The 24,021-nt window shown below is 59.0% G+C and carries 21 protein-coding genes and 2 pseudogenes; 2 read left to right on the forward strand and 21 right to left on the reverse strand.

Features of this window, described 5'->3' with window-relative positions; all coding sequences use genetic code 11:
* Positions 1–241: 241 nt before the first annotated feature.
* The 3 genes from guaA to guaB form a co-directional block, all read right to left on the reverse strand.
* Positions 242–1,819 (reverse strand): glutamine-hydrolyzing GMP synthase, encoded by a 1,578-nt coding sequence (gene guaA, locus L1C91_RS07095; RefSeq protein WP_234858645.1) that lies wholly within the window; start codon positions 1,817–1,819, stop codon positions 242–244.
* A gap of 83 nt (positions 1,820–1,902) precedes the next feature.
* Positions 1,903–3,054, reverse strand: coding sequence for a GuaB3 family IMP dehydrogenase-related protein (locus L1C91_RS07100; RefSeq protein WP_234858646.1), 1,152 nt, complete (start codon positions 3,052–3,054; stop codon positions 1,903–1,905).
* Positions 3,055–3,101: 47 nt separating this feature from the next.
* On the reverse strand, positions 3,102–4,628 hold the full coding sequence (guaB, locus tag L1C91_RS07105) for an IMP dehydrogenase (RefSeq protein ID WP_234858647.1): 1,527 nt from the start codon (positions 4,626–4,628) through the stop codon (positions 3,102–3,104).
* An 82-nt stretch (positions 4,629–4,710) separates the two neighbouring features.
* Here guaB and L1C91_RS07110 point away from each other — a divergent pair.
* A pseudogene (locus L1C91_RS07110) lies at positions 4,711–5,055 on the forward strand (DUF5319 family protein); the annotation flags it as partial.
* Positions 5,056–5,328: 273 nt separating this feature from the next.
* On the opposite strand, the gene L1C91_RS07115 reads toward L1C91_RS07110, so the two are convergent.
* The 12 genes and pseudogenes from L1C91_RS07115 to glmS form a co-directional block, all read right to left on the reverse strand.
* Positions 5,329–6,183, reverse strand: a complete 855-nt coding sequence (locus L1C91_RS07115) for a hypothetical protein (RefSeq protein ID WP_234858648.1) — start codon at positions 6,181–6,183, stop codon at positions 5,329–5,331.
* Positions 6,180–6,752 carry a sigma-70 family RNA polymerase sigma factor gene (locus L1C91_RS07120; protein WP_234858649.1) on the reverse strand — a complete coding sequence of 191 codons (573 nt, stop codon included), beginning with the start codon at positions 6,750–6,752 and terminating at the stop codon, positions 6,180–6,182. Before L1C91_RS07120 ends, L1C91_RS07115 begins: the two co-directional genes overlap by 4 nt.
* Positions 6,753–6,959: 207 nt before the next feature.
* A complete protein-coding gene (gene groL / locus L1C91_RS07125; protein ID WP_234858650.1) occupies positions 6,960–8,576 on the reverse strand; it encodes a chaperonin GroEL in 1,617 nt (538 codons plus the stop codon).
* Positions 8,577–8,589: 13 nt separating this feature from the next.
* A complete protein-coding gene (gene groES, locus L1C91_RS07130; protein WP_046203784.1) occupies positions 8,590–8,889 on the reverse strand; it encodes a co-chaperone GroES in 300 nt (99 codons plus the stop codon).
* 148 nt (positions 8,890–9,037) lie between these two features.
* Positions 9,038–10,084 (reverse strand): tRNA (adenosine(37)-N6)-threonylcarbamoyltransferase complex transferase subunit TsaD, encoded by a 1,047-nt coding sequence (tsaD, locus tag L1C91_RS07135; protein ID WP_234858694.1) that lies wholly within the window; start codon positions 10,082–10,084, stop codon positions 9,038–9,040.
* A 137-nt stretch (positions 10,085–10,221) separates the two neighbouring features.
* Positions 10,222–10,719, reverse strand: a complete 498-nt coding sequence (rimI, locus tag L1C91_RS07140) for a ribosomal protein S18-alanine N-acetyltransferase (RefSeq protein ID WP_234858651.1) — start codon at positions 10,717–10,719, stop codon at positions 10,222–10,224.
* A 2-nt stretch (positions 10,720–10,721) separates the two neighbouring features.
* The gene (tsaB, locus tag L1C91_RS07145) at positions 10,722–11,399 is read right to left on the reverse strand and encodes a tRNA (adenosine(37)-N6)-threonylcarbamoyltransferase complex dimerization subunit type 1 TsaB (RefSeq protein WP_234858652.1); all 678 of its coding nucleotides are present in this window, start codon (positions 11,397–11,399) and stop codon (positions 10,722–10,724) included.
* 10 nt (positions 11,400–11,409) lie between these two features.
* Complete coding sequence (tsaE, locus tag L1C91_RS09470) at positions 11,410–11,877, reverse strand: tRNA (adenosine(37)-N6)-threonylcarbamoyltransferase complex ATPase subunit type 1 TsaE (RefSeq protein WP_328219665.1); 468 nt, start codon at positions 11,875–11,877, stop codon at positions 11,410–11,412.
* A 30-nt stretch (positions 11,878–11,907) separates the two neighbouring features.
* Positions 11,908–13,023, reverse strand: a pseudogene (gene alr, locus L1C91_RS07150) (alanine racemase); the annotation flags it as partial.
* Positions 13,024–13,034: 11 nt separating this feature from the next.
* Entirely contained in the window at positions 13,035–14,567 is a 1,533-nt protein-coding gene (locus tag L1C91_RS07155; RefSeq protein ID WP_234858654.1) for an NAD(P)H-hydrate epimerase, read from the reverse strand.
* A gap of 9 nt (positions 14,568–14,576) precedes the next feature.
* The gene (locus L1C91_RS07160; protein ID WP_234858655.1) at positions 14,577–14,858 is read right to left on the reverse strand and encodes a hypothetical protein; all 282 of its coding nucleotides are present in this window, start codon (positions 14,856–14,858) and stop codon (positions 14,577–14,579) included.
* Between the two features lie 21 nt (positions 14,859–14,879).
* Positions 14,880–16,745, reverse strand: coding sequence for a glutamine--fructose-6-phosphate transaminase (isomerizing) (gene glmS, locus L1C91_RS07165; RefSeq protein ID WP_234858656.1), 1,866 nt, complete (start codon positions 16,743–16,745; stop codon positions 14,880–14,882).
* Between the two features lie 38 nt (positions 16,746–16,783).
* Here glmS and L1C91_RS07170 point away from each other — a divergent pair, with 38 nt between their 5' ends.
* Positions 16,784–17,608 (forward strand): dienelactone hydrolase family protein, encoded by an 825-nt coding sequence (locus tag L1C91_RS07170; RefSeq protein WP_234858657.1) that lies wholly within the window; start codon positions 16,784–16,786, stop codon positions 17,606–17,608.
* Positions 17,609–17,613: 5 nt separating this feature from the next.
* On the opposite strand, the gene L1C91_RS07175 is transcribed toward L1C91_RS07170, so the two are convergent.
* The 6 genes from L1C91_RS07175 to L1C91_RS07200 form a co-directional block, all read right to left on the reverse strand.
* Positions 17,614–17,901 carry a hypothetical protein gene (locus L1C91_RS07175; protein ID WP_234858658.1) on the reverse strand — a complete coding sequence of 96 codons (288 nt, stop codon included), beginning with the start codon at positions 17,899–17,901 and terminating at the stop codon, positions 17,614–17,616.
* Complete coding sequence (locus tag L1C91_RS07180) at positions 17,898–19,460, reverse strand: hypothetical protein (protein WP_234858659.1); 1,563 nt, start codon at positions 19,458–19,460, stop codon at positions 17,898–17,900. The genes L1C91_RS07175 and L1C91_RS07180 overlap by 4 nt, the downstream gene beginning before the upstream one ends.
* Complete coding sequence (locus tag L1C91_RS07185; protein WP_234858660.1) at positions 19,453–19,764, reverse strand: hypothetical protein; 312 nt, start codon at positions 19,762–19,764, stop codon at positions 19,453–19,455. Before L1C91_RS07185 ends, L1C91_RS07180 begins: the two co-directional genes overlap by 8 nt.
* Positions 19,765–19,912: 148 nt before the next feature.
* Positions 19,913–21,256, reverse strand: a complete 1,344-nt coding sequence (gene glmM, locus L1C91_RS07190) for a phosphoglucosamine mutase (protein WP_234858661.1) — start codon at positions 21,254–21,256, stop codon at positions 19,913–19,915.
* Between the two features lie 69 nt (positions 21,257–21,325).
* Complete coding sequence (locus L1C91_RS07195) at positions 21,326–23,254, reverse strand: acyltransferase family protein (protein ID WP_234858662.1); 1,929 nt, start codon at positions 23,252–23,254, stop codon at positions 21,326–21,328.
* A gap of 195 nt (positions 23,255–23,449) precedes the next feature.
* Positions 23,450–23,959: a hypothetical protein gene (locus tag L1C91_RS07200; protein ID WP_234858663.1), complete on the reverse strand. Its 510-nt coding sequence runs from the start codon at positions 23,957–23,959 to the stop codon at positions 23,450–23,452.
* Positions 23,960–24,021: the final 62 nt, after the last annotated feature.

A 24,021-nucleotide genomic window follows, 5' to 3' on the forward strand; every position in this document is an offset into this window, starting at 1 on the left:
TGTGGAAAAATCCGCAGCGCACCTTATCTTCTTCTCGGGGAGGCTAAGTAAGTCTTGAGCTTTATCGAAGCGGCGGGTCAGGGTTCTGACACGAACGATTCTCTCCGCTTACCACCCCAAGTAGTCTTGACCTTCATCTAAGCGGCGGCGTGGTGTCGATGTGAGCGATTATGAGCCCTTAGGCGAATGTAGTCGAACACCGACAACACGCCGCCGCTACAACAACCAAGAATCTACTTGTTTACTCCCATTCGATGGTTCCTGGAGGCTTGGAGGTGCAGTCGAGTACGACGCGGTTGACGTCGGGGACTTCGTTGGTGATGCGGGTGGAGATTTTTTCGAGGACGTCGTAGGGGATGCGGGTCCAGTCGGCGGTCATGGCGTCTTCGGAGGAGACGGGGCGTAGGACGATGGGGTGTCCGTAGGTGCGGCCGTCGCCTTGGACGCCGACGGAGCGAACGTCTGCGAGGAGTACGACGGGGCATTGCCAGATTTGGTCGTCGAGGCCTGCGTTTGTGAGTTCGGTGCGGGCGATGAGGTCGGCGGCGCGGAGGGTTTCGAGGCGTTCTTCGGTGACTTCGCCGATGATGCGGATGCCGAGGCCGGGCCCGGGGAAGGGTTGGCGGTTGACGATTTCTTCGGGGAGGCCTAGTTCACGGCCGACTGCGCGGACTTCGTCTTTGAAGAGTAGGCGTAGGGGTTCGACGAGTTCGAATTCGACGTCGTCGGGAAGGCCGCCGACGTTGTGGTGGCTTTTAATGTTGGCGGTGCCGGTGCCGCCGCCGGATTCGACGACGTCTGGGTAGAGGGTGCCTTGGACGAGGTAGTCGACGGTTGAGCCTTCGGGGGCGTCTTCTAGGACTCCGGCGACTGCGCGTTCGAAGGAGCGGATGAATTCTGCGCCGATGGCTTTGCGTTTGGCTTCTGGTTCGGTGACGCCGGCGAGTTTCTTGAGGAAGTTGGCGCGTTCGTCGACGGTGACGAGTTTTGCGCCGGTTGCTGCGACGAAGTCGTTTTCGACTTGTTCGCGTTCGCCTGCACGGAGGAGTCCGTGGTCGACGAAGACGCAGGTGAGTCGGTCTCCGATGGCTCGTTGTACGAGGGCTGCTGCGACGGCGGAGTCGACGCCGCCGGAGAGTCCGCAGATGGCGCGGCCGGTGTCGCCTACCTGTGAACGGACGGCGTCAATAAGTTCTTCGGCGATGTTGGCGGCGGTCCAGTTTTGTTCCAGGCCGGCGATGTCGGTGAGGAAGCGCACGAGAACCTGTTGGCCATGCGGGGAGTGCAGTACTTCTGGGTGGTATTGCACGCCTGCCATGCGGCGCTCTTTGCATTCGAAGGCTGCGACGGGGGCGCCTTCGGAGTGCGCGGTTGTGGTAAAGCCTTCTGGGGCTTGGTGGACGGCGTCGCCGTGGCTCATCCAGACTTTGTGGGTGGTGTCGAGGCCTTCGTGGAGGATGCCGCCGTCGACCATCATGTCTGTGCGGCCGTATTCGCGGATGCCGGTGTTGGCGACAACGCCGCCGAGGGCGTGGGTCATCGCTTGGAAGCCGTAGCAGATGCCGAATACGGGAACACCAAGTTCAAGGATTTCGGGATCGAGTTTGGGTGCGCCGTCTTCGTACACAGAGGAGGGTCCACCTGAGAGAATCAACGCTGCTGGATCTTTAGCGCGAATGTCTTCGGCTGTTGCGGTGTGCGGGACGACTTCGGAGTACATGTTGGCCTCGCGTACGCGGCGTGCGATGAGTTGCGCGTACTGGGCTCCGAAGTCGACAACCAGCACTGGACGGTGGTTTACGGTCGCATTATCAGTCACGTCCACTACCCTACCGCACCCGTGGTTAGGCTACCTACGTGATACCTGCGGATTGTGTGTTCGTGCTCGCTGCTTGTTTGCGCCTAGCGCTCTACTGCAAGGTCGACCTTTTGGAAACTCTTGAGGTTGGTGTACCCGCACTTAGCGAGGGTACGGCGCAGCGCGCCTACGAAGTTGAGTTCGCCGCCAGCCGAAGCCGAAGGACCATGCAGCACGGTCTCAAGGGTGGGCTGGCCGCCAGCGAAGTTTTCGAAGAAGACCTCGTCAACTGCACCTCGAGGAAAACGCGGGTGCGCGGCGACGGAAGGCCAGTAGGTGTTGGGGGCGGGGGCTTCCTGTGCGATGCACAGCGGCATCCCCAGCATCACTGCGTCAGCTCCGCAAGCGAAAGCCTTCACAGCCTGCCCGGAACGGTACACTTCCCCGTCAGCGATGACGTGGACATATCGGCCTTCGGTTTCGTCCAGGTAGTCACGGCGAGCTGCTGCGACGTCAGCAATGGCGGTTGCCATATACGAGCTCACACCCAAGGCAAGGTCGTTCGTTGACTGGCCAGAACCAACGATGACACCCGCAACACCGGAGCGCATCAAGTGCAGTGCAGTGGTGTAATCACCGACGCCACCTGCAATCACCGGCACGTCCAGGGAACCCACAAACTCTTTGAGGTTGAGGGGCTCCCCGCCTGCCTCCACATGTTCAGCGGAGATGATAGTGCCTTGGATGAACAGTAGTTCGGCACCTGCCTTGATCACGACAGGCGCGAGTTCTCGGGCATTTTGCGGCGATACTCGCACAGCCACGGTGGCCCCAGAGGCACGAACCTGGGCGATGCGTTCGCTCAGCAATTCGGTATCCAGGGGTGCCGCGTGGAGCTCCTGCAGTTTTGCGATACCTTGCGTGTTGCCTTCATTAATGCAGTCGAACTCATCACGCGCTGCTTCAACGACCTGCTGGATGGCACCCTCCAGATCAGCATGGCGACCCCAGAGACCTTCGGCGTTAATAACACCGAGGCCACCCTGGCGGTCCATCTCAATGACGAACTCCGGCGTTGCGAGCGCATCGGTGGGGTGAGAAACAAAGGGAATGTTGAATGTGTAGGCATCGATATGCCAGGTGGTGTCCACGTCCTTGGAGCTGCGGGTACGGCGGGAGGGGACGATGGCAATGTCGTTCAAGCTGTAGTAGCGACGAGCCTCACGGCCCATGCCAATTTCTACGTAATCACGCATAGCGGTGTTGTCTTCTTTTCTTGTTACAGTTCCAGCGCTCGGTCACACTAGCGCTGGTAGTAGTTGGGTGCCTCGACGGTCATTTGGATGTCGTGAGGGTGGGACTCACGCAGGCCCGCAGCGGTGATCTGGACGAACTTCGCGTTGTGAAGATCCTCAATGGTAGCCGAACCTGTGTAGCCCATGGCTGCTCGCAGGCCACCGACCAACTGGTGGGTGATCTGATCCAGCGGGCCACGGAAGGGCACGCGCCCCTCGATGCCTTCAGGAACAAGCTTTTCTTCGCTCTTGACGTCGGCCTGGAAGTAGCGGTCCTTGGAGAAGGAACGCTTTTCGCCCGACAAGCCGCGCCCCTGCATAGCTCCCAAGGAGCCCATGCCGCGGTACATCTTGTATTGCTTGCCATTGACCACGACGGTCTCTCCGGGAGCCTCAGCGGTACCTGCGAGAAGCGAACCCAACATCACTGTGGATGCGCCGGCTGCCAAAGCCTTGGCGATGTCACCGGAGAATTGCATGCCACCATCGGCGATGATCGGAACGCCAGCCTTGTGCGCAGGAACCGATGCCTCCATGATCGCGGTGATCTGGGGTGCGCCCACACCCGCAACAACGCGGGTCGTGCAGATAGAACCGGGACCAATACCAACCTTGATGGCGTCCGCGCCGGCGTCAATCATCGCTTGCGCGGCAGCGCGGGTCGCAAGGTTGCCACCAATGACGTCGACCCGGTCACCGAATTCACGCTTCACCTTCGACACCATTTCCAGCACGCCCAAGTTGTGCGCGTGGGCTGTGTCGACGACGAGCACGTCTACGCCAGCGTCCACGAGCGAACCTGCGCGCTCCCACGAGTCAGTACCCGTTCCGATGCCAGCGCCTACCAGCAGACGACCTGAGGCGTCCTTGGACGCATGGGGGTATTGCTCGGTCTTGACGAAGTCTTTGACCGTAATCAGGCCAACGAGCTTATTATCGGCGTCAACGATCGGGAGCTTTTCTACCTTGTTCTTGCTCAGCAGCTCCAGTGCTTCCTGCTTGGAGACACCTTCGCGCGCCACAACCAGTGGCATCGGGGTCATGACCTCCGAGACGCGGCGATCAAAGTCATGTTCGAAGCGCATGTCACGGTTGGTGCAAATACCCAGCAAGGTTCCGTCAGCATCAACTACCGGCAGGCCCGAGATACGGTAGCGTGCACACAATGCGTCGACCTCGCCGATGGCCATATCGGGGGTGCAGGTCGCAGGGTTAGTCACCATGCCGGACTCGGAGCGCTTAACCATCTCGACCTGTTCGGCCTGGTCCTCGATGGAAAGGTTACGGTGCAGCACACCCATACCACCCTGACGAGCCATGGCGATAGCCATGCGCCCCTCGGTAACGGTATCCATCGCAGCGGAAATCAGCGGAATATTCAGGCGAATATTGCGTGTGAGCTGACTAGAGGTGTTTACCTCGGATGGAATGATGTTGGATTCGTCCGGAATCAGAAGAACATCATCGAATGTCAGGCCAACCAAGGCCACCTTGTTTGGGTCATCCCCACCTGTAGGTACGCGTGTGCTCGTCATAAACCATTACCCTACCCCAATTAGCCCCTTTTACCCCCAGTGTGTGGGTTGCTCTAATCTGGTGCTTGTGACGGACGACCACATGATGCCACCAGACCCGTTCGAGGGGGACCCAAACGACCCTGCGTCCTTCATCAGTGATGAAGACGATGCAGCCGAGATGCTGCCGTTGACGCCTGAGGAAGAACAGCAGGTTCGGGAGGATTACGATCTGCTCTGCACGTTCAAAGCCCACTTGGAGCCCGAAGGCTACCTGGGTATTTGCATGACGTGCCCCGACTGTGACGCAATGCATTACTACGATTGGGAAATCATGCGCACCAACATGCTTGCCAGCCTTGGAGGCGAGCTTGCGCCAGTGCACGAGCCTTCCCCCAATCCAGACCCGATGCGCTATGTGACCTGGGACTTCTGCCACGGCTGGTTAGCGTGTGCCGAAACCGCTGAGCGCAAACAGCACATGGAAGCATTGAAAGCGGTGAAGGACATGTTGTTCACCGATCAGGAACTGTACGACGAAGAAACCGACGAATACATTGGCCCGTCCCCAGAGGAGGCCGAAGCTGAAATGTTCGAGAACATGTCAGCAGAGGAATACTCCTACTGGTTTTTGGAAACCGGTGTGGATGACGGCCCAGTCACTGAATCTGATGACCCCACTGACGGCGAGGAGCCAGAGCGCGGAGCATAGCGCGCCGCGCTAGGGGGTTTTGGGGTTCACAATGACGCCGGGTTCAGCGTCGGGGTTCAAAGGAACGGGGACGCTGGTGGTCGGCAGGGGCCTGCCACCCTCGTCTACCTCAATGCCGTTACCGTCTACGGGGAAGGCGGGATCTCCAGGAGCAGGAACAACCGTGACGGTCACAGTCGGTGCCGCTGACGCCGGAGCGGGTGTCGGTGCTTCGCTGGACTTGGGCTCTGCCGGGACTGGCTCCGGAGCGACCGTGGTGGTGACCCTTTCGGTGACAGTTGCTCGAGGACGGGGCTCTTCTGCAGGCTTCTTTTGCTCAACATTCTTGGTGTTGATATCCGCAGCCATGGCCTTAGCCTGCTCCAGCAGCTCCAAAGCGCCGGCAACATCACCGTTAGCGTTGCGGGTGTTGGCTTCTTCCAGGGTGGTGGCCAATTCGATCACAGCAGCATGATCGCCAAACAGTGCCTGGTTCATGCCAAATAGGGCGTCGCCTGGTTCAGAGTTGTACACGGCTGCCCCACCACCAGCGATTAGTAGGGTGGCGGCCGCAGCGCCCATGAGGCCGCTCACAAACGGGCCGACGCGACGACCGCGGCGTCGTGAATCATCCACGCTATGCGCCGCCCTGCGGGCGCGACGGGACCGCAAGTCAACAACCTGCGCTCCCCCATTGGCGTGATCGGGAGCAACGGCTGCAACAGGAGCAGATGCAACATCACCATGGACTTCTTGACGCAGGTCTAGCAGCATAGCCGCAAGTGCGTCACTTCCATCGCTGGGATCAATACCACGAGAGAGCGCATCAAGGTATGCGTCGGCAGCGGCAAGGTCGGCTTCAGTAGGCTCAAACTCGCGACTCATTGCAGCTCCTGCTCTTCAAGTGCTTTACGGAGAGACGCCAACGCACGATGCTGCGCCACGCGAACCGCCCCAGGTGTGCTACCGACGATCTCTGCAGTTTCTTCCGCACTAAGACCGACAAACACACGCAGGGTGATGATTTCTCTCGCTTTGTCATTTAATGAATCGAGAAGAAGGCGCACTCTGTTACTACCCTCGCTGACCAGCGCAAACTGCTCTGGTGTGAAAGAGTCATGCTCGGTTTCTGGAACATCCTCGGTCGGGTTAGCAACATCCCTGGCCAGAAAACGGTGCGCATCCGCAACCTTGTTCGCTGCAATACCGTAGACAAAGGCCATAAAAGGACGGCCCCGGTCCACATAATTGGGAATCGACGTCGCGACGGCCAGGCAGATTTCCTGCGTCACGTCTTCGGCATTGGGGTGCCTGCCGCCGGTGATCCTAGCGCGGGTATAACGCAGCAGTGGAGGCTGAATAATAGCCATGATGCGAGCCAGCGCTGCTTGGTCGCCAGCTGCAGCTTGAGGCACTAGCGCATCAAGCTCGCGGTCTGCTTCTGCAGCGGCCACTGCTAACTCCTTCACACATCATGATCAACCATCGGCCTTTAACACTATCGCGATCAGCCGTAAAGCACATACACTTGGCTGCTCACAGCCATCCCCGAGCACGCAAAAAGGGATGCCGTCGACACTGCAGCGTGCACGACAACACCCCTTGTTCTCACACACCAGCCCGCTGATGGAGCACAACCTCCAGCAGCGGACTACAACGTCCTAGTGGTGGTGATGATGAGCTTCTGCGGCGGGGGCTTCCTCCGCAGGCTTTTCGACTACCGAAGCCTCAGTAGTCAGCACCAGGCGAGCAACCGAGGTGGCATTAACGACAGCGGAGTGCGTCACCTTCACAGGGTCAATGATCCCCTGCTCGATCAGATTGCCGTATTCCAAAGTGGCAGCGTTAAGGCCTTCACCATTGGGCAGCTGAGCAATCTTCGACACGACCACGGAACCGTCCAAACCAGCGTTGGCAGCAATCCAGTAGGCGGGCTTACGCAATGCACGGGCCAGTGCCTTCACACCGATCTGAGCATCGCCCTCAAACTGCTCTGCGTACTCATCCAGCTCGGCAGCGATCTGAACCAACACAGAACCGCCACCAGCGATGATGCCTTCGTCAGCGGCAGCCTTAGCCGCATTGATGGCATCCTCGACGCGCAGCTTGCGCTCGCCAACCTCAGTCTCCGTAGCGGCACCCACCTTGATCACAGCAATACCGCCGGAGAGCTTAGCCAAACGCTCCTGCGCCTTTTCGCGATCCCAGGTGGAGTCAGTGTTGTCGATCTCGCGGCGAATCTGGCTACGGCGAGCCTCCAAGGCCTCGTGAGTTCCCGCGCCGTCAACAATCACAGTCCGATCCTTGGTGACGGTGATGCGACGAGCAGCACCAAAGGCATCCATGCCGATCTCGTTCAAGTTAACTCCGACCTCCGGGTCAACCACCGTTGCGGCGGTAACCACGGCGAGATCATCCATGAATGCCTTACGGCGGTCACCGAAGTACGGGGACTTCACTGCAACGACCTTCAAGATCTTGCGGATGGAGTTCACCACCAGCATCTGCAGGGGTTCACCCTCGATGTCCTCGGCGATGATCAGCACCTGCTTGCCGGACTCCACGATCTTCTCCAACGCCGGAAGGAAGTCCGGCAGGGAGGAGATCTTATTGCGCACTAGCAGCACCAAGGCGTCATCCAGCACAGCCTGCTGGGCGTCCACATCGGTGATGAAATACGGCGACAAGAAGCCCTTGTCGAAGGACACGCCCTCGGTGATGTCAGCGGTGGTGTCGATGGACTGGGATTCCTCCACAGTCACAACGCCGTCCTTGCCCACCTTGTCCATCGCAGCTGCGACCAGCTCGCCGACCTCGGGGTCACGCGAAGACACCGTAGCCACGTTGGCGATCTCCTGCTTATCGGAGACCTCCGTGGCGCGAGCCAACAGCAACTCGACAGTCTTTTCAGCACCCGCAGCGATACCCCGGTTGAGCTCGATGGGGTTGGCACCCGCAGCGACCACCCGAAGACCTTCGTGAATCAAAGCCTGTGCCAGCAAAGTAGCAGTGGTGGTGCCATCGCCAGCGATGTCGTTGGTCTTGACAGCCACAGACTTCACCAACTGAGCACCGAGGTTTTCGAAAGGATCCTCGACATCAATGTCGCGGGCGATCGTCACGCCATCGTTAGTGACAGTGGGGCCACCGTAGGCCTTATCCAACACGACGTTGCGGCCACGGGGGCCCAAGGTGACTTTGACGGCATCCGCCAAGGTATCAACGCCAGCCTGAATACCCTTGCGAGCTTCCTGGTCAAAAGCAATGAGCTTAGCCATAAAAGGGGCCTTCTTACTTTTCGATAACGGCGAGGATGTCGCGCTGGGCGAGGATCAAGTACTCCTGGCCCTGGTACTTGATCTCGGTGCCGCCGTACTTGGAGAAGATCACAACATCGCCCTCGTTAACGTCGACGGGGATGCGGTTGCCGGACTCGTCAAAACGGCCAGCACCAACAGCGATGACGGTAGCTTCCTGCGGCTTTTCCTTAGCGGAATCCGGGATAACCAGACCAGATGCAGTGGTGGTCTCGGCTTCGTTGATTTGGACAAGGATCTTGTCTTCGAGCGGCTTAATGTTAACGTTTGCCACGAGTATTCCTCCGTGTGAAAGTTGACTTGGAAAATCAACCACAGCCGTCGTCGCGGGTGAACAACTGGGTCTATTGGCACTCTACCCACGAGAGTGCCAACTTTCAACGCTCACACACCACAAGCACCAGACAGCCAGCACACACCCGCTACACGCTCGGGATCTCCACCTCCAACGACGGATCCACCCCGACATTCAGATCACTAGGCTGCACCCCAGCTGAAATCAACTGGCTCGCCAACGCCGCGATCATCACCCCATTATCCGTGCACAACTTCAACCTCGGCACCCGCAACTCAATACCAGCCGAACCACAACGATCCTCCGCCAACTGGCGCAAACGAGAATTCGCCGCCACGCCCCCACCCAACAACAACACCTTCGCCCCCGTATCCACGCACGCCCGCACAGCCTTCTTCGTCAACACATCGCACACAGCCTCCTGGAACGACGCGCACACATCATCAACATTGATCTCCCGCCCCTCACGCTGCGCAGCCTCGACATAACGAGCAACAGCCGTCTTCAAACCAGAAAAAGAAAAGTCATAGGCCGGATCCGACTTCTTCGACAAACCCCTCGGAAAATCAATAGCCTTACGGTCACCACGCGCCGCATGCTTATCAATCACCGGACCACCCGGATACCCCAGCCCCAGCAAACGTGCCACCTTGTCGTACGCCTCCCCCGCGGCGTCATCAAGCGTCGAACCGAGCTCACGCATCGGCAAGCCCACCCCCGTCACCTCCAACAACTGCGTATGCCCACCAGAAACCAACAACGCCACCGAATGCGGCAACGGCTCATCATCAAGATTAGCAACAGCCACATGCCCACCCAAATGATTCACACCATAAAAAGGAACACCCCATCCTGCGGCATACGCCTTCGCAGCACTCGCCCCCACCAACAAGGCCCCAGACAACCCAGGCCCCACCGTCGCAGCAACCACATCCGGACGCTCAATACCCGCCACCTGCAACGCCTCACGCATCACCGGCACAATCGACTCCAAATGCGCCCGCGAGGCAATCTCCGGAACCACGCCGCCAAAACGCGCATGCTGCTCCATCGACGAAGCAACCACGTCCGCCAAAATCTCTACCTGCGGATCCTCACCCTGCGCAGAAGCCGTCACCCGAACAATGCCCACACCCGTCTCATCACAAGAACTCTCCACCCCAAGAACCACCAACGAGCCACCCGGCTGCAACAACGACTCCCCCACAGAAGACTTGGCAGCAGATACAACAGAAGAAACAGGCATAACTCGGGCTCTCTCAATCACAAACGACGACGCGCACAAACACGCCCCAACATCACAACAGCCACTCACACAGCCGCCGGACGAACCATAGTGTACGCATCCGCCCCAGAAGGCTGGTAATAATTCCGACGCACCCCCATACGCTCAAAACCATAAGACTCATACATCGCAATCGCAGACCCATTATCCGTACGGACCTCCAAAAACACCGGCCCCCCAGCCTGGTCAGCCACCCCCACCAGACAATCCATCATCGCGCGACCAAAACCACGCCGCTGGCATCCAGGATCCACCCCAATCGTATGCACCTCAAACTCCGGATCATCCACGGGACCCAAACGCGCCACACCCGCATACCCCACCAACAGACCATCGGCATCCTCCACCCCCACATACACCGTCGACGGATTCCCACACTCATAAACAAACGCCTGCTCAGACCACGGATCATCCCCCGCGAACAACACCCGCTCCAACTCCGCACAACGCGCAGCATCCCCCACCGTCAACACGCGCAACACCGCGCCACCATCCAACTGCGCCAACACCGGATCCGCGCCCATCACTAACGCATCGCCTTCGGAACCTGCGCATCCGGGCGCCTCAAATACAAAGGCACAACATCCACCGTCACCCCACCAACAGCAAGCTTCGCCAACGCCCACGCCGACGGGCACCCAACAACCACCCGACCCCGCGCGCCAACCTTGCGCTCCCACGCATCATCGGGCACACACAACACATCCACGTCCCCCACAATCTCCGCAGGCGGTGAAACCTCCGGCCCCTCAACCAACCTCGGCAAACCCGGACCGCACTCATAACGCGCCCAATACCCCTCACGACGCCGCGCATCCGTCACCACAAGCACACTGCACGCATCCACCACATCCCCCACAACCCGCAACGCATCCACCGCAATCGCATCCAACGACCGCACACCAACACACTCCACCCCCAACGCATCCGCCAACGCCATCGCAGACGCCATCCCCACGCGCAACCCCGTAAACGGCCCAGGCCCACAGCCCACAACAACCCCCGCGACGTCATCAAGCTGAATACCAGCCTCAGCCACCACAGCCAACACCGTCGGCACAAGCAACTCATTATGCTGCCGGCAATCCTCAATCTCGCGAGTCGCCAACACCTCAACAACCGGCCCCTGCCCCCCAGGCATATCGCTCGCGCGCACAAGGCCCACAACTAACACCGGCGTCGACGTATCAATAGTTAAAAGCACGCCTAGCAGTCTAGCCCCGCCCCACACGCCGCCACGTAATCAACCGAGCCTCCGACTCCGGATCCACCACAACCGCGCTCTCCCGATCAAACGACACCAACACATAACTATCCGACAAAGCCTCCACCAAACCCCCACCCCACTCGGCAACAACCACGGCCTCATCCAACTCACTATCCAAATCCAACGCATCCAATGCACCCCACGGATCCGCACCAGCATCCGAATGACCCTCAGGGTCCTCCCCAAACAAACGATAAGCATCCACATGCACCAAACTCGGCCCACCAACCAACGAACGATGCTCCCGCGCAATCACAAACGTCGGCGACGTCACACGCCCCTTCACCTGCAACCCCTGCGCCAACCCCTGCGTAAACGTCGTCTTACCCGCCCCCAAAGGACCATCCAAAATAATGACGTCGCCCGCCACCAGCTGTGCACCAATCTCACGGCCCAACGCTTGCGTATCCGCCATCGACTCGCACCTACGCGAACGCACCACATGGCGAACCGTCCGCCCCTTCGGGCTACACACAACCTCGTAAGCAATCGTGCCGACGCCCCGCGCCAACTGATCAGCCGTCATCTCGCCCCGATCCCCCGAGCCAAACACCACAGCCTCATCACCCGGCGCGACCTCATGCGCATTATCGCCCAGCCACACCACAATCTGATCCATACACACCCGGCCCACCTGCGGGTAACGACGCCCCGCGATAGTGACCTCTAATGCACCCTGAGCAGCACGAACCAAACCATCCGCATACCCAATAGGGACCACCGCGGTAAAACCATCCTCCGGCGCCACCCAGGTCAGCCCATAACTCGTGCCCTCACCCCGAGCAATCGGCTTCACAACGGTCACCCTGCCCGCCCACGACATCGCCGGACGCAACCGCGCCGACAATTCAGTCGGCCGTTCCAAAGGATCGATCCCATACAACGCCAGACCCGGACGAACCATGTCAAAATACGCATCCGGGCGCGACAACACCGCCGGAGAATTCGCAATATGATTCACCGGCACCTCCAAACCACACTCCCGCGCGCACCCAATAGCACGCTCAAACACCGCAATCTGCGCATCCGTCGCAGCCACCGCGGCGTCATCACCCCCATCCGCACAACTGAAATGGCTAAACACACCCGTCACACGAACGCGTGGGGCAGCAGCCAACAGCCCAAAACACTCCACCCACTCTGCTTCGTCCACACCCGAACGGTTCAAACCAGTATCAACCTTGACCGTCACCAGCACTTCCCCACCCACAACATCGGCGGCCTCAACCGCCCTGCGTGCGTGCCTCACACTCGGCACACCCAAGGTAATCCCCCGACTCACCGCCGCCTCAACATCCTGCTCCGGCGACCAAATCCAACACAACACCGGCACATCAATACCCGCATCACGCAGCGCATGCGCCTCCGCCAACGTGGCAACCCCCAACTGATCCGCCCCGTTATCAACCATCACCCGAGCAACATCCACCGCCCCATGGTTGTAACCATCGGCCTTGACCACAGCCATCAACTGCGCCCCCCGCTCCCGCGCAGCATCACACAACACACGGGTGTTAGACGCAATAGCATCCAGATTGATCTCGGTATAGGCCATATCCATAGCTAACCATTCTAGGACCCACCACGACGCCACCTCGCAACAATCTCCGCAACAGCCGGACTAATCGCATCCGCTAACTGGCGCGCATCACATGGAGCATCAAATGATGCCGCCGCGAGCGCATGGGCATAGGCAGCCACAGCCACCGACTCCACGCGCGGCTGCGCAGCAACCACAGCAGCCAACACCCCCGACAACACATCCCCCGAGCCCGGGGTCGCCGCCCACGAAGATCGCGAAGGAACAATCAACACCGGCTGGTTATCATCCGGGCTAACCACCACCGTGGTATGACCCTTGAGCAGCACACACGCCCCAAGTTCCTTGGCTAAGCAACGCGCAGCATCCACCCGCGAAGCATAATGGGACGGCGAGCTACCCATAAGGCGTTCAAACTCCCCATCATGCGGCGTCAACACAGTCAACAAACCGGCACGATAACGCTCGCGAAGAACCTCACGCACCCGATGCCCTCCCGAAGCAATAGCCGTCAACGCATCAGCATCAACCACCACCGAAACATCGCGCTGCAGCACGTCGAGCAGATCCCCCACAGCAGTCGCATTCCCCGGCCCCACAACAACACAATCACTACGCCCCGCCCCAACAACAACACTCGGAAACGCCGACAACACCTGCTGAGCACACTGCCCCACATAACGAACCATCGACGACGTCGCCCTCACCGCACCCGCAACCGCCAACACCGCAGCCCCCGGATACGCAGAACTACCCGCATACACCGACACCACACCACCGGTGTACTTATTCGACTCCTCCCCCGGAACCGGCCAACAACCCCCATCCACACTAAGCCCCCATGGAAGCTCGCGGCGCAACTGCTCATCAATACCCAAACCCCTGCACACAACCCGGCCACACACCGACCGTCGCAACACATGCACCGGCTTCACACCACCAAAAGTCACCGTACGCTGCGCCACCAACGTCGCCGAATCCACCGCCCCACCCATGGGATCAGCACCAGAAGGAAGATCAACCGCCAACACCGGTGTACCTGCCGCCGCACACCCCGCGACGTCATCAATCACTTCACGCACAGAACCACGCAGCGGCCCCTCCGCACCAATACCCAACAAACCATCAATGATCAGATCAGGACAAAAAGCGCCCACGGCGCTCGGAGAATCAAGCCACCGCACACCGGCCCGACGCGCAACCTCCGCCCCCTGAATGTGCACAGAATCCGAGGAAGCAACAACCCTCACCTGTGCACCCCTACGCGCCAACTCTGCCGCCGCGAACAGGGCGTCACCACCGTTATTCCCGGCCCCCACCAAAACCAGCACCCTCGACCCATAAACCCCCAGCGTGGTACTGCCGGAGCGCAGCATGTCCGCGGCTTCGACAGCCACGGCAAACGCGGCAGACTGCATGAGGGCCAGACCCTGTGCCGCGAGCAAAGGCTGCTCAGCACGACGCACCTGCTGCGGGGTATACACCGGGGTCCCGCACAATCCCCCAGTTGTGGTCTCGGCGCAACCACCAGAGGTCATCCCGGCGCGTGCATGCTGTGCTGGCATCGCAACCACTTAGCCTCTACGAGACCACGGGGCGATCAATCCTGCGGGATGACCGGCATGGTCAAGCAGCCAACCGAAGACAGCGACAAGTGGGGCCAACAACACTACTGGCGGAATCCACCACGCCGAGGAACTACCAGCATCGGGGGCAGGCTTTTTCGGGACCTCCTGCTTCGGTGGATTAGGGTAATGCAGGCCTGCAGCACGAGCTACTGGCGACGCTTGCCCCACCAACGTTGAGGAAATAAGGGAACTGATGATCACCGCAGCTACTGCTGCTCGATTCTTCATGGTGCTAACGACGCTGTCTAACTATTCGACGGTGACGGATTTCGCAAGGTTGCGCGGCTTATCGATGTCCTCGTTGCCGCACTGGCGGGCGATTTCCGCAGCAAGGAACTGCAGGGGAACTGTGGCAAGCAACGGCTGCATAATGGTCGAGGATTTAGGCAAGCGCACCAACCAATTTGCGAAGGGTTCAACGGCAGTGTCACCCTCTTCCGCGATAACAATCGTCTTTGCACCGCGGGCGCGAATCTCCTGAATATTGGACACGATCTTGGAATGCAGGGTCTTGACGCCGCGGGGGGAAGGAACAATCACAACCACCGGCAAATCGTCCTCAATCAATGCAATCGGACCGTGCTTAAGCTCACCTGCGGGGAAACCTTCCGCATGAATATAGGCGAGCTCCTTGAGCTTGAGCGCACCTTCCAAGGCAACCGGGAAACCTACTCCGCGGCCTAGGAAGAGCATGGTCGAGATGGCTCCGAGGTTCTTTCCAATCCTCAGGATTTCTTCCTCACAAGTCAGCACCTGTTCGACCTGCGCGGGAATGGACTCCAGGTCGGACCAAATCCGGGCGATCTCATCGGGGTACTTGGTTCCTCGAGCCTGTGCCAAAGCCAAGCCAATGATGTAGTTGGCTGCGACCTGGGCCAAGAAAGCCTTAGTGGAAGCCACACCAATTTCAGGTCCCGCGTGGGTGTAGAGCACTGCGTCGGCTTCGCGAGGAATTTGTGCACCGTTGGTGTTGCACACTGCCAAAACCTTCGCCCCCTGGGCTTTCGCGTGGCGCACGGCTTCCAGCGTGTCCGCAGTTTCACCTGATTGGGAAATAGCAACAACGAGGGTGCGGGAATCCAAAATCGGATCGCGGTAGCGGAACTCGCTAGCCACCTCGATTTCCACCGGGATACGCACCCAGTGTTCAATAGCGTATTTTGCGAGAAGACCAGAGTGGTACGCAGAGCCGCAGGCGACAACATAAACCTTGTCGAGGTTTTTCATGTCGGACTCGCTCAGGTTCTGCTCGTCCAGCACCACGCGGCCGTCTTGGAAGTGACCTGCCAATGTGTCACGCACAGCTGCGGGTTGCTCATGAATTTCCTTCATCATGAAGGAGTCGTAACCGCCCTTTTCTGCAGCGGCCAGATCCCAATCGATGCGGAAGGGCTTGCCTTGGGCAGGGGTGCCATCAAAGTTGAAAATTTCGTAACCATCAGCGGTGATAATCACCATATTGTCTTGGTTAAGCTCGACGGCGTCTTTCGTGTATTCGATGAAGGCAGCGACGTCCGAGCCCAAGAACATCTCGTTTGAACCCACGCCAACGATCAGTGGGGTGGAGCGGCGACCGGCGATGATCTTTCCTGGATGATCTGCGTGCATCATCAGCAGAGTGAAAGCACCCTCCAGGCGGCTCAACACCAAGCGCGCACTGGCCTCGAAATCGCCGGCAGTGTCGCCCTCGTTGTACGCACGGGCGAGCAAGTGAGCAGCAACCTCTGAGTCCGTGTCGGATTTCAACTCCACACCAGCGGCTTCAAGCTCAGCGCGCAACGGTGCAAAGTTCTCAATGATGCCGTTGTGGACGATCGCAGCTTTGTTGTCGAAGCTGACATGTGGGTGTGCGTTGACATCGGTGGGGCGACCGTGAGTGGCCCAACGAGTGTGGCCGATAGCAGTCGATCCTTGAAGGGTGTCAGCCCCGACTTCCTCAATTAGATCTTCCAGGTTGGCGAGCTTGCCGGCGCGTTTGACGACACCCAACCCGCCGTGACCATCAGCCACCGCAATGCCTGAGGAATCGTAGCCTCGGTACTCCATTCGACGGAGTGCTTCCAGGGCAACATTCAAACCGCTACGGTGACCTACATATCCGACAATTCCACACATGCCGCCTATAGTACCTGCATTCCACTATTGTTATGGGGGTGGCTGAGAATTTGAAGAAGCACCTAGCGTATCTATCCAAACGCGGACCGGAACGGGTCCTCGTCGGCGACCTTAACTATGTGGGTATTCCCGGTAAGGTCTACGCCCCCGCATCCGGTTCGGGGCGAGCCGCAGTGGCCTTCGGGCACGACTGGATGACTGATATTTCGCGCTACCACGCGACGCTACGCCACCTAGCTAGTTGGGGCATCGTCGTCGCCGCTCCCAATACCGAAAAAGGTATCGCCCCCGACACCCAAGGGTTCGCCTCCGACTTGGAAACCTGCCTGCAGATCCTCGCGGGTGTCAAACTCGGCACCGGTAAAACAACCGTCTCGCCGAACAAACTGGGCGTCGTTGGCCACGGCATGGGCGGTGGCGCTGCCATCCTCGCAGCTTCGGATCGTCCCGCACTGAAGGCAGTTGTCGCTGCGTACCCGTCTGTAACCACCCCACCGGCGGAGGACATCGCCCGTCTGCTTAACATCCCCGGGTTGATCATTGGCTCCGCCGAAAACCAACTGCTTGAGGCCGGGAACCCGGCAAAGGTCGCACTCAACTACGGCGGCCCCGTGGTCTACCGTGAAATCAAAAAGGCCACATCCATTGGCTTTGCAGAAAACGCAATGTTCAGCATGGCCATCGGGATGGGCTTACCCAAGGCTGGTCCCCGTGAAATCGCACGCGGGCTTATCACCGGTTTCTTACTTCACCAGCTCGCTGGGGAAAAGAAATACGCCGGTTTTTCAGACAACGAAGCAAAGGGGAAGGGTTTCGACACCATCCCCCACTCCGAGATTGCTTCACATGCAAGCCTGATCTAGCAGACTCAACCCAGCCCGTACAACGACGCCCCGCTGTGTTCCACCGCCGGGCGTCGTTGCTTGCGTGGGCGTAGACCGGATACTTGGGGCGTGTGGTCCACGGATTCGGTGGACTCGTTCTCATTCAGGGGGTTGATTGCACCTGCAGTTGATCCGCTAGGTGCAGTATCAGCTTTCTTACCCACAGCATTAGCCTGCTGAATTGCTTTTTCCACAGCCGCATCAAATTGACGTAGGCGTTCTTCGGCTTGCTGCCGGTAGGAATCTAGAATGCGGGAAAATTCTGGGTTCATGTCCACTGTCCTCCTGTCCGGACGATACCTTTCACTGCTGGTGCAGCTTGAGTTGCTGCAGTTTTTTCTTTGGGATAGTCATACACAGGCTCTTGGCTGGCTTGAGCAGTCACATTCTGTGCCACTGCAGGTTGAGCGGGTTCAGGCGCCGCCGCCGGGGGTGCCGCATGGGGGCCAATGCCCCATGCCCCAAGGGTGTGATTCACCTGGTTGACCACATGTCCGATCCCCTGTTGAATGTGGCTCACTAGCTCGCCCCCATGAGCAATTGCGTACTGCACGAGCTGACCGATTCCGGCAATAAGCATTCCAATTCCACCGGTGCCGACCACCTTGTGCAACAGGTCGCCGAGGTTGAAGTCCACCCCGAAGATCCGCGCAAGCAGTCCTCCTTGCTCACCGGTGTTGTCACCGTCGCCAGAGTCGTCCGACTGCCCATCATTGGCTCCGTTATCTGCACCCTCGTCGGTGTCCCTAGCACTGTCTTGATCCTCGTCATGCGCATCAACAGTGGGCGTGCCGGGCTTGGGGCCGCATGTGTCATCGGTGTCGCAATGCGCAGCAGAAGTCTGCACGGGTGTGCGCAAGCCAGTCCGCTCCGATTGCTTCCTCTGATCTTCAGCAGTGTCGCCGCACGCGCACGTGGAGCTGTGCTGGGTGTCAGCGCATGCGCACTGTCCGGATGGAGCAGCGTCCATTGGTGCCTGTCCCACTGGCTGAGCGGGTGGAGCCTGCTGTACACCTGCAGCCGCCGGAGCGACAGGCGCCCCACCAACTGGGGCGCTCCAGCCACCACCGGTTCCTCCACCACCGCCACCGGCTCCCCCACCACCGGAGGCAGAGCCGCCTCCGACTGGCTGGGGTGTGTTGCATGCGCCTGCTGGCTGCGTGGTTACCTCCTGCGCAGCCGGATCCTCTGTCTCCAGGACTGCCGGGCATCGCTGCTCGCAGGAGGCTATCGCTTCTACTTTCGCAGTGAGAGCTTCGAGTAATTCGTGCAGAGCAGTATCGCGATCGGAGGCGGCACCCAGAAGGATACTGGCCGCTTGGTCGATAAGCCCGGCACCTATCTCAACGACTTGGGCAAACACTGCTGGATGTTCAACCGAGTCAATCACGCTCAGCTTAGCGACCACCCCATCGATCAGGTTTTTAAGTTGGCGTGCGATGAACGCCGTCTGAGCATCCATATCCGCCTCAATTACGTCAATCGTGTTGCCTGCATCATTGCTGTCTTTTTCAACTTCATCCGCATCGCTGAGGCCTTTGAGCACCATCCCAACAATGCCGCCTACGCCCTGCGTGATGAGTTCTCGCCCAGCAATCTGCACGATCGGCCGAAGCAGCGGCCACAGATAGTTCGTCGTGCTCATGTCCGCAGAGCCGCGGGTGCTTCGCCCACTTGCGCGCAAGGCGTTTGTGTCCAGCCCTACGGTCGACGCGAAACGTTCGGATATTTCCGCAGCACCCACGGCAGGCCCTCCGTACAGTCCGCGGGAACCCGCATGGAGTGCGTCGACGGACGCGGCGTAATCACGTACTGCTGGGTAACTAGTCATCGTTTCCCCCTGTGTCGAACCAGCGCTGCGCTGACAAATCCTGTTCTTTCAACTGTTTGACCAGCGAGATTCCTTTCTCACTGACCCCTGCCATCCATCGCATTTGTCGATAGTTGTTGCGATGAACGCGCATCATCATCCCGTGCAGTGCGATGGCGTGCTCCCGAAAGTCCCTTCCCAAAGCCTGCGCAGGTAGAAAGGGTATCTCCGCGTTATGTGCTCCGAGCTGGGTGTGTGCTTCGCGCACAAGCTCATTGAGCAGTTCTATGGCGGCATCAATGTCAACGTCCATGTCGTTACGCATGTGTCCCCCTTGCGTTGTTGTGCTTAAAATTTTCCGGTGGATTTTTCCCCTCACATACTTGGACGTAGAAAAACCCCCGTGGGTTCCACGAGGGTCTAAAAAAGTTTTTTATTGATGACGTCGCGGGGGTTGCGGCGTCCAGGTGACTTTAGACATCTGCCACGACCGCGGCGAGGCGTCCAGCCACTTTGCGGGCAGTCTCTGCATCGGCCGCCTCCACCATGACTCGGAATAGTTCCTCAGTGCCAGACGGGCGCAGTAGTACTCGACCAGAAGTGCCGAGTTCACTTTCTGCCGCGGCGATTGCGGCAACGACGCGTTCATGTTCAGCGATGATCGACTTGTCCGAAACAGGTACGTTAATCAGCACCTGCGGCAACACCGTCATGGCTCCTGCGAGAGCCTTGAGGCTCAGTCCCGTTTCGGCCATCCTGGACATCAACGCAAGCCCGGTCAGCACACCATCACCGGTGGTGCTGTGGTCAGGCAGCACAATGTGGCCTGATTGCTCACCGCCCAAAGAATAACCCCCATCAGTAAGGTCAGCGAGCACATAGCGGTCACCGACAGCCGTGGTGCGCAAGGTAATGCCGGCTTCGTCCATGGCGAGCTTGAGGCCTAGGTTGCTCATCACCGTGGCGACGAGGGTGTTCTTGGTCAGCTGGCCATTGTCTTTCATCGCCAGCGCCAAAATCGCCATAATTTGGTCCCCATCAACAACGTTGCCTTCTGCGTCCACAGCAAGACAACGGTCGGCGTCACCATCATGAGCCAAGCCAATATCAGCCCCATGTTCAACGACTGCACGCTGAGTTTCTTCAATGTAGGTCGAACCACAACGATCGTTGATGTTGTAGGCATTAGGCTCGTGGTGAATTGCCACAACTTCAGCACCCGCAGCACCATACGCCAACGGTGCGATATCTGAAGCCGCACCATTCGCGGCGTCAACAACTACCTTGATGCCTTCCAAGTTCGCCGGCATAGACTCCGACAGGTGCTGCAAGTATCGCTCCTGAGCATCATGGGCTTCCTCCAGGACACGACCGATGCCATGGCCGGTAGGGCCCGTCTCCGGAAGGGAGTGCAACGCGCGCTCAATTTCGTCTTCAACCTCATCAGCCAGCTTGTGGCCGCCGGCTGCGAAAAACTTAATGCCATTGTCGGGCATGGGGTTATGCGAGGCGGAAATCATCACACCCATGTCCGCACCATAATCATCAGTCAAGAAAGCAACAGCAGGAGTCGGCAAAACACCCACACGCAACACATCGACGCCGCGACTGGCCATGCCCGCAGACAACGCCGCCGCCAACATCTCCCCCGACACACGCGGATCGCGACCAACAATAGCAACAGGTCGACGCTTAGACGTGCGATTCTCACTGGTCAAAACGTGAGCTGCAGCCGCACCCAGCTTCAACGCAAGCTCCGCAGTCAAAGCCTTATTAGCGAGGCCTCGCACACCATCAGTACCAAAAAGTCGACTCATAGCCACCAAGTATGCCCCCAAAAGGCCACCGAGTGGTCTTCACAGGCCGCACAGACAGCCGCCAAGGATTTAAGAGCACACCTCGGGGATCACCTTGGCGTCCTCATCCTGCAAGGTCCACTGCTCAAACGCTGCCGTCACCGCATCCACGTACAACACCGCACCCTCCTCAGTCGGGTGGATCAAGTCCTGGCGCAACGCCAACGGATCCGACTGGGCGGCGTGACACCAATCCGCAACATACAGGTTAGGGTGACGTTCCGCGGCGTCAATAATTGTCTGTTGAGAAATCGGAATCCAGTAGCGATCACCATAAGGCAACGTCACCACCACGATGCGATCCGGACCTAGCTTGTCCATGACTTCGTCGATCACTTCCGGCTCAATCGCGGAATTTGTGCCAAAACCCAACACCACGAACGGATCCAGCGAATCAGTTGCCTCCAGCTGGTCGATCGTCGGACCAATAGACAACATCGCGCGGGAAACTTCCGCATCAATGTAGATACCAGGGTAGCGTTCCTCGAGCGCTGGTGCACTAGCGAGCATCACCGAATCGCCGATGGCCGTGATCTGATCCCCCGTAGGCATCGCCCGAACTTCTTTCACCTCTTCAACGGACTGCGCCTTTTCTGGCGCGTCACTACCGCTACCTGCACTGATCTCCGCCAGGTCACGCTCCAAGGTCGTCTGATTCGGGGACAAAGCGAACGCAGCAATCGAGCCCGTGGCAAAAATAGTGACCAGCGCATACCCCACCGCGATACGCCGCGACTGGGGCCCCGGCGACACTGCCTCGCGGATCCACCCACGAATCGCGCCACGGTAGCCTTTACGGCGAATGGGGGTTTCCACCCGGGCATACGACCAATGGCTCAACGGCACAGAAATCACCAACGCAAGCACACCCAGCAGCCACGGGTTACGCCCCCAGCTATAACCGAACAACAACTCACGCAGCAGCACAATCACCGGCCAATGCCATAGGTAGAGCGAAAAACTACGCTCTCCCAACCACCGAAGGGGACGCACCCGCATGAGGTAGCTGACCGGGCCAGCTTCCATTACAACATTTGCCAGCACGATCGCCGTCAGAATCGAGCCCGCGAGTAGCCCTCCCCTGTATGTCACCGGGCTGGTATCGGGCAGTGTGAAAAACAGCGCCACTAGGCCTGCTGCCGCAAGGACACCTAGTGATGCAGCAACCAGCGGAATACGCAAGGGGTTTCGCCGCTGAGGCCAGGAATCCGATGCATCTGCGCTGTCGGAAGTCATCATGATCGCCAGAACTACGCCCACCAGCAAACCGAAAGAATGCGTATCGGTTCCGTAATACACGCGGGTAGGGTCTGCCTCAGGGTTATACAAGGCAACCATCAGGGCGAAAGACACCGCCCCGAGGATCGTCGCTAAGACCGCAGCCGCAGTCAAACGGGTGCGTAGGGCTGCACCGCGCAGGGCACGCCCACCAACAAGGCCCCCCGTGATAGCTGCGAACAGTGGTGGCCACAGCAAATAAAACTGCTCCTCGACCGCCAGAGACCAATAGTGAGCAAAAACTTGCACACCGGTGTCTGCGAAGTAACTGTGCGAGCCCGCTATCTGAACCCAGTTATTAGCAAAAACCAGGGTTCCAAGAAATTGTGCTGTAAGTCCGACGCCTGCGTCTCCACCAATCATCGCGGAAAGAACTGTGACTATAGCAAGCACGGTGAGCGCGGCGGGCAAGATGCGTCGAGCGCGACGAATCCAGAACTGCTTCAGGGATACCGTACCGGTAGCGACCTTTTCCCGGACGAGCAGAGAGGTAATCAAAAACCCAGACAGCACGAAGAATACGTCAACACCGAGGTACCCACCGGGGAAGACGTCTCCGAAAAAGTGATAAATGACGACAGCAGCAACAGCAACACCACGCAGTCCGTCGATACCACTGACTCGGCGGATCCTCGATCCGATACGAGGCTTTGCTTGCTGTTCTTGTGCTTTCTGTCCCACGTTAGCTGTTCTCCCTTTATCCGGCAGCGCTATTAGCTCCCGATGGGAGAGTGTATCAGCGACCGATGTGAAAAAGCTTCGCGCCTTTTAAAAGAGCAAAAGTCTGCCCTTTTGAGCGCTCACACCCTTTTTAGAAGAGAGTGCTCGCGTCAAAAGAACGGGCGATGAGTGAACTAATGCGTGACCGCGTATGCCTTAGTTCTTGGGCAGACCCTTACCGAGCTCTTCAGCAGGAGCTGCAGCCGGTGCAGGTGCGGGAGCCGGAGCTTTCAGGCCGGGGATCAGGTTAGCGAGCTGAGGGGGCAGCAGGCCAGCGTTGTTCAGCAGAGCGAACAGTCCGCCGGGAACTGCACTAGCGCCACCAATGCCGAGCAGAACCTTCACGAAGGTGTTGTCGCCGAGGTCGCTGGAACGGGGATCAGCTGGAGGCGGGGTGACGTCGTCGCCCTTTTCAACCTTGACGGTGGCCAGGGTGCCTTCAGCGGTGCAGTTGATGTCGGTGACCTTATGCTTTTCCCTGCCGCCTTCCTTGAGTGCGGCAAGCAACTCGGCGGTTGCGCCGGTGAGGTTGAGCTTCAGCTCGCCTTCGGACTTCGGGGTTACCTCGAAGCTGTAGCCGCCTTCCTTACCGAACTTGTAGGGAATGACCTGCTGGTTGGTTTCCGGCTTGGAGTTCTGCTGAGAATCCTCGAGAGGACGGATCAACTTCAACCCCACCAATCACAGACGCCACAGCCGTTGATCCCCTGTTCACCCCCACCCGGTAC

This window comes from Corynebacterium argentoratense, assembly GCF_021491455.1.
Classification (GTDB): Bacteria; Actinomycetota; Actinomycetes; order Mycobacteriales; family Mycobacteriaceae; genus Corynebacterium; species Corynebacterium argentoratense_A.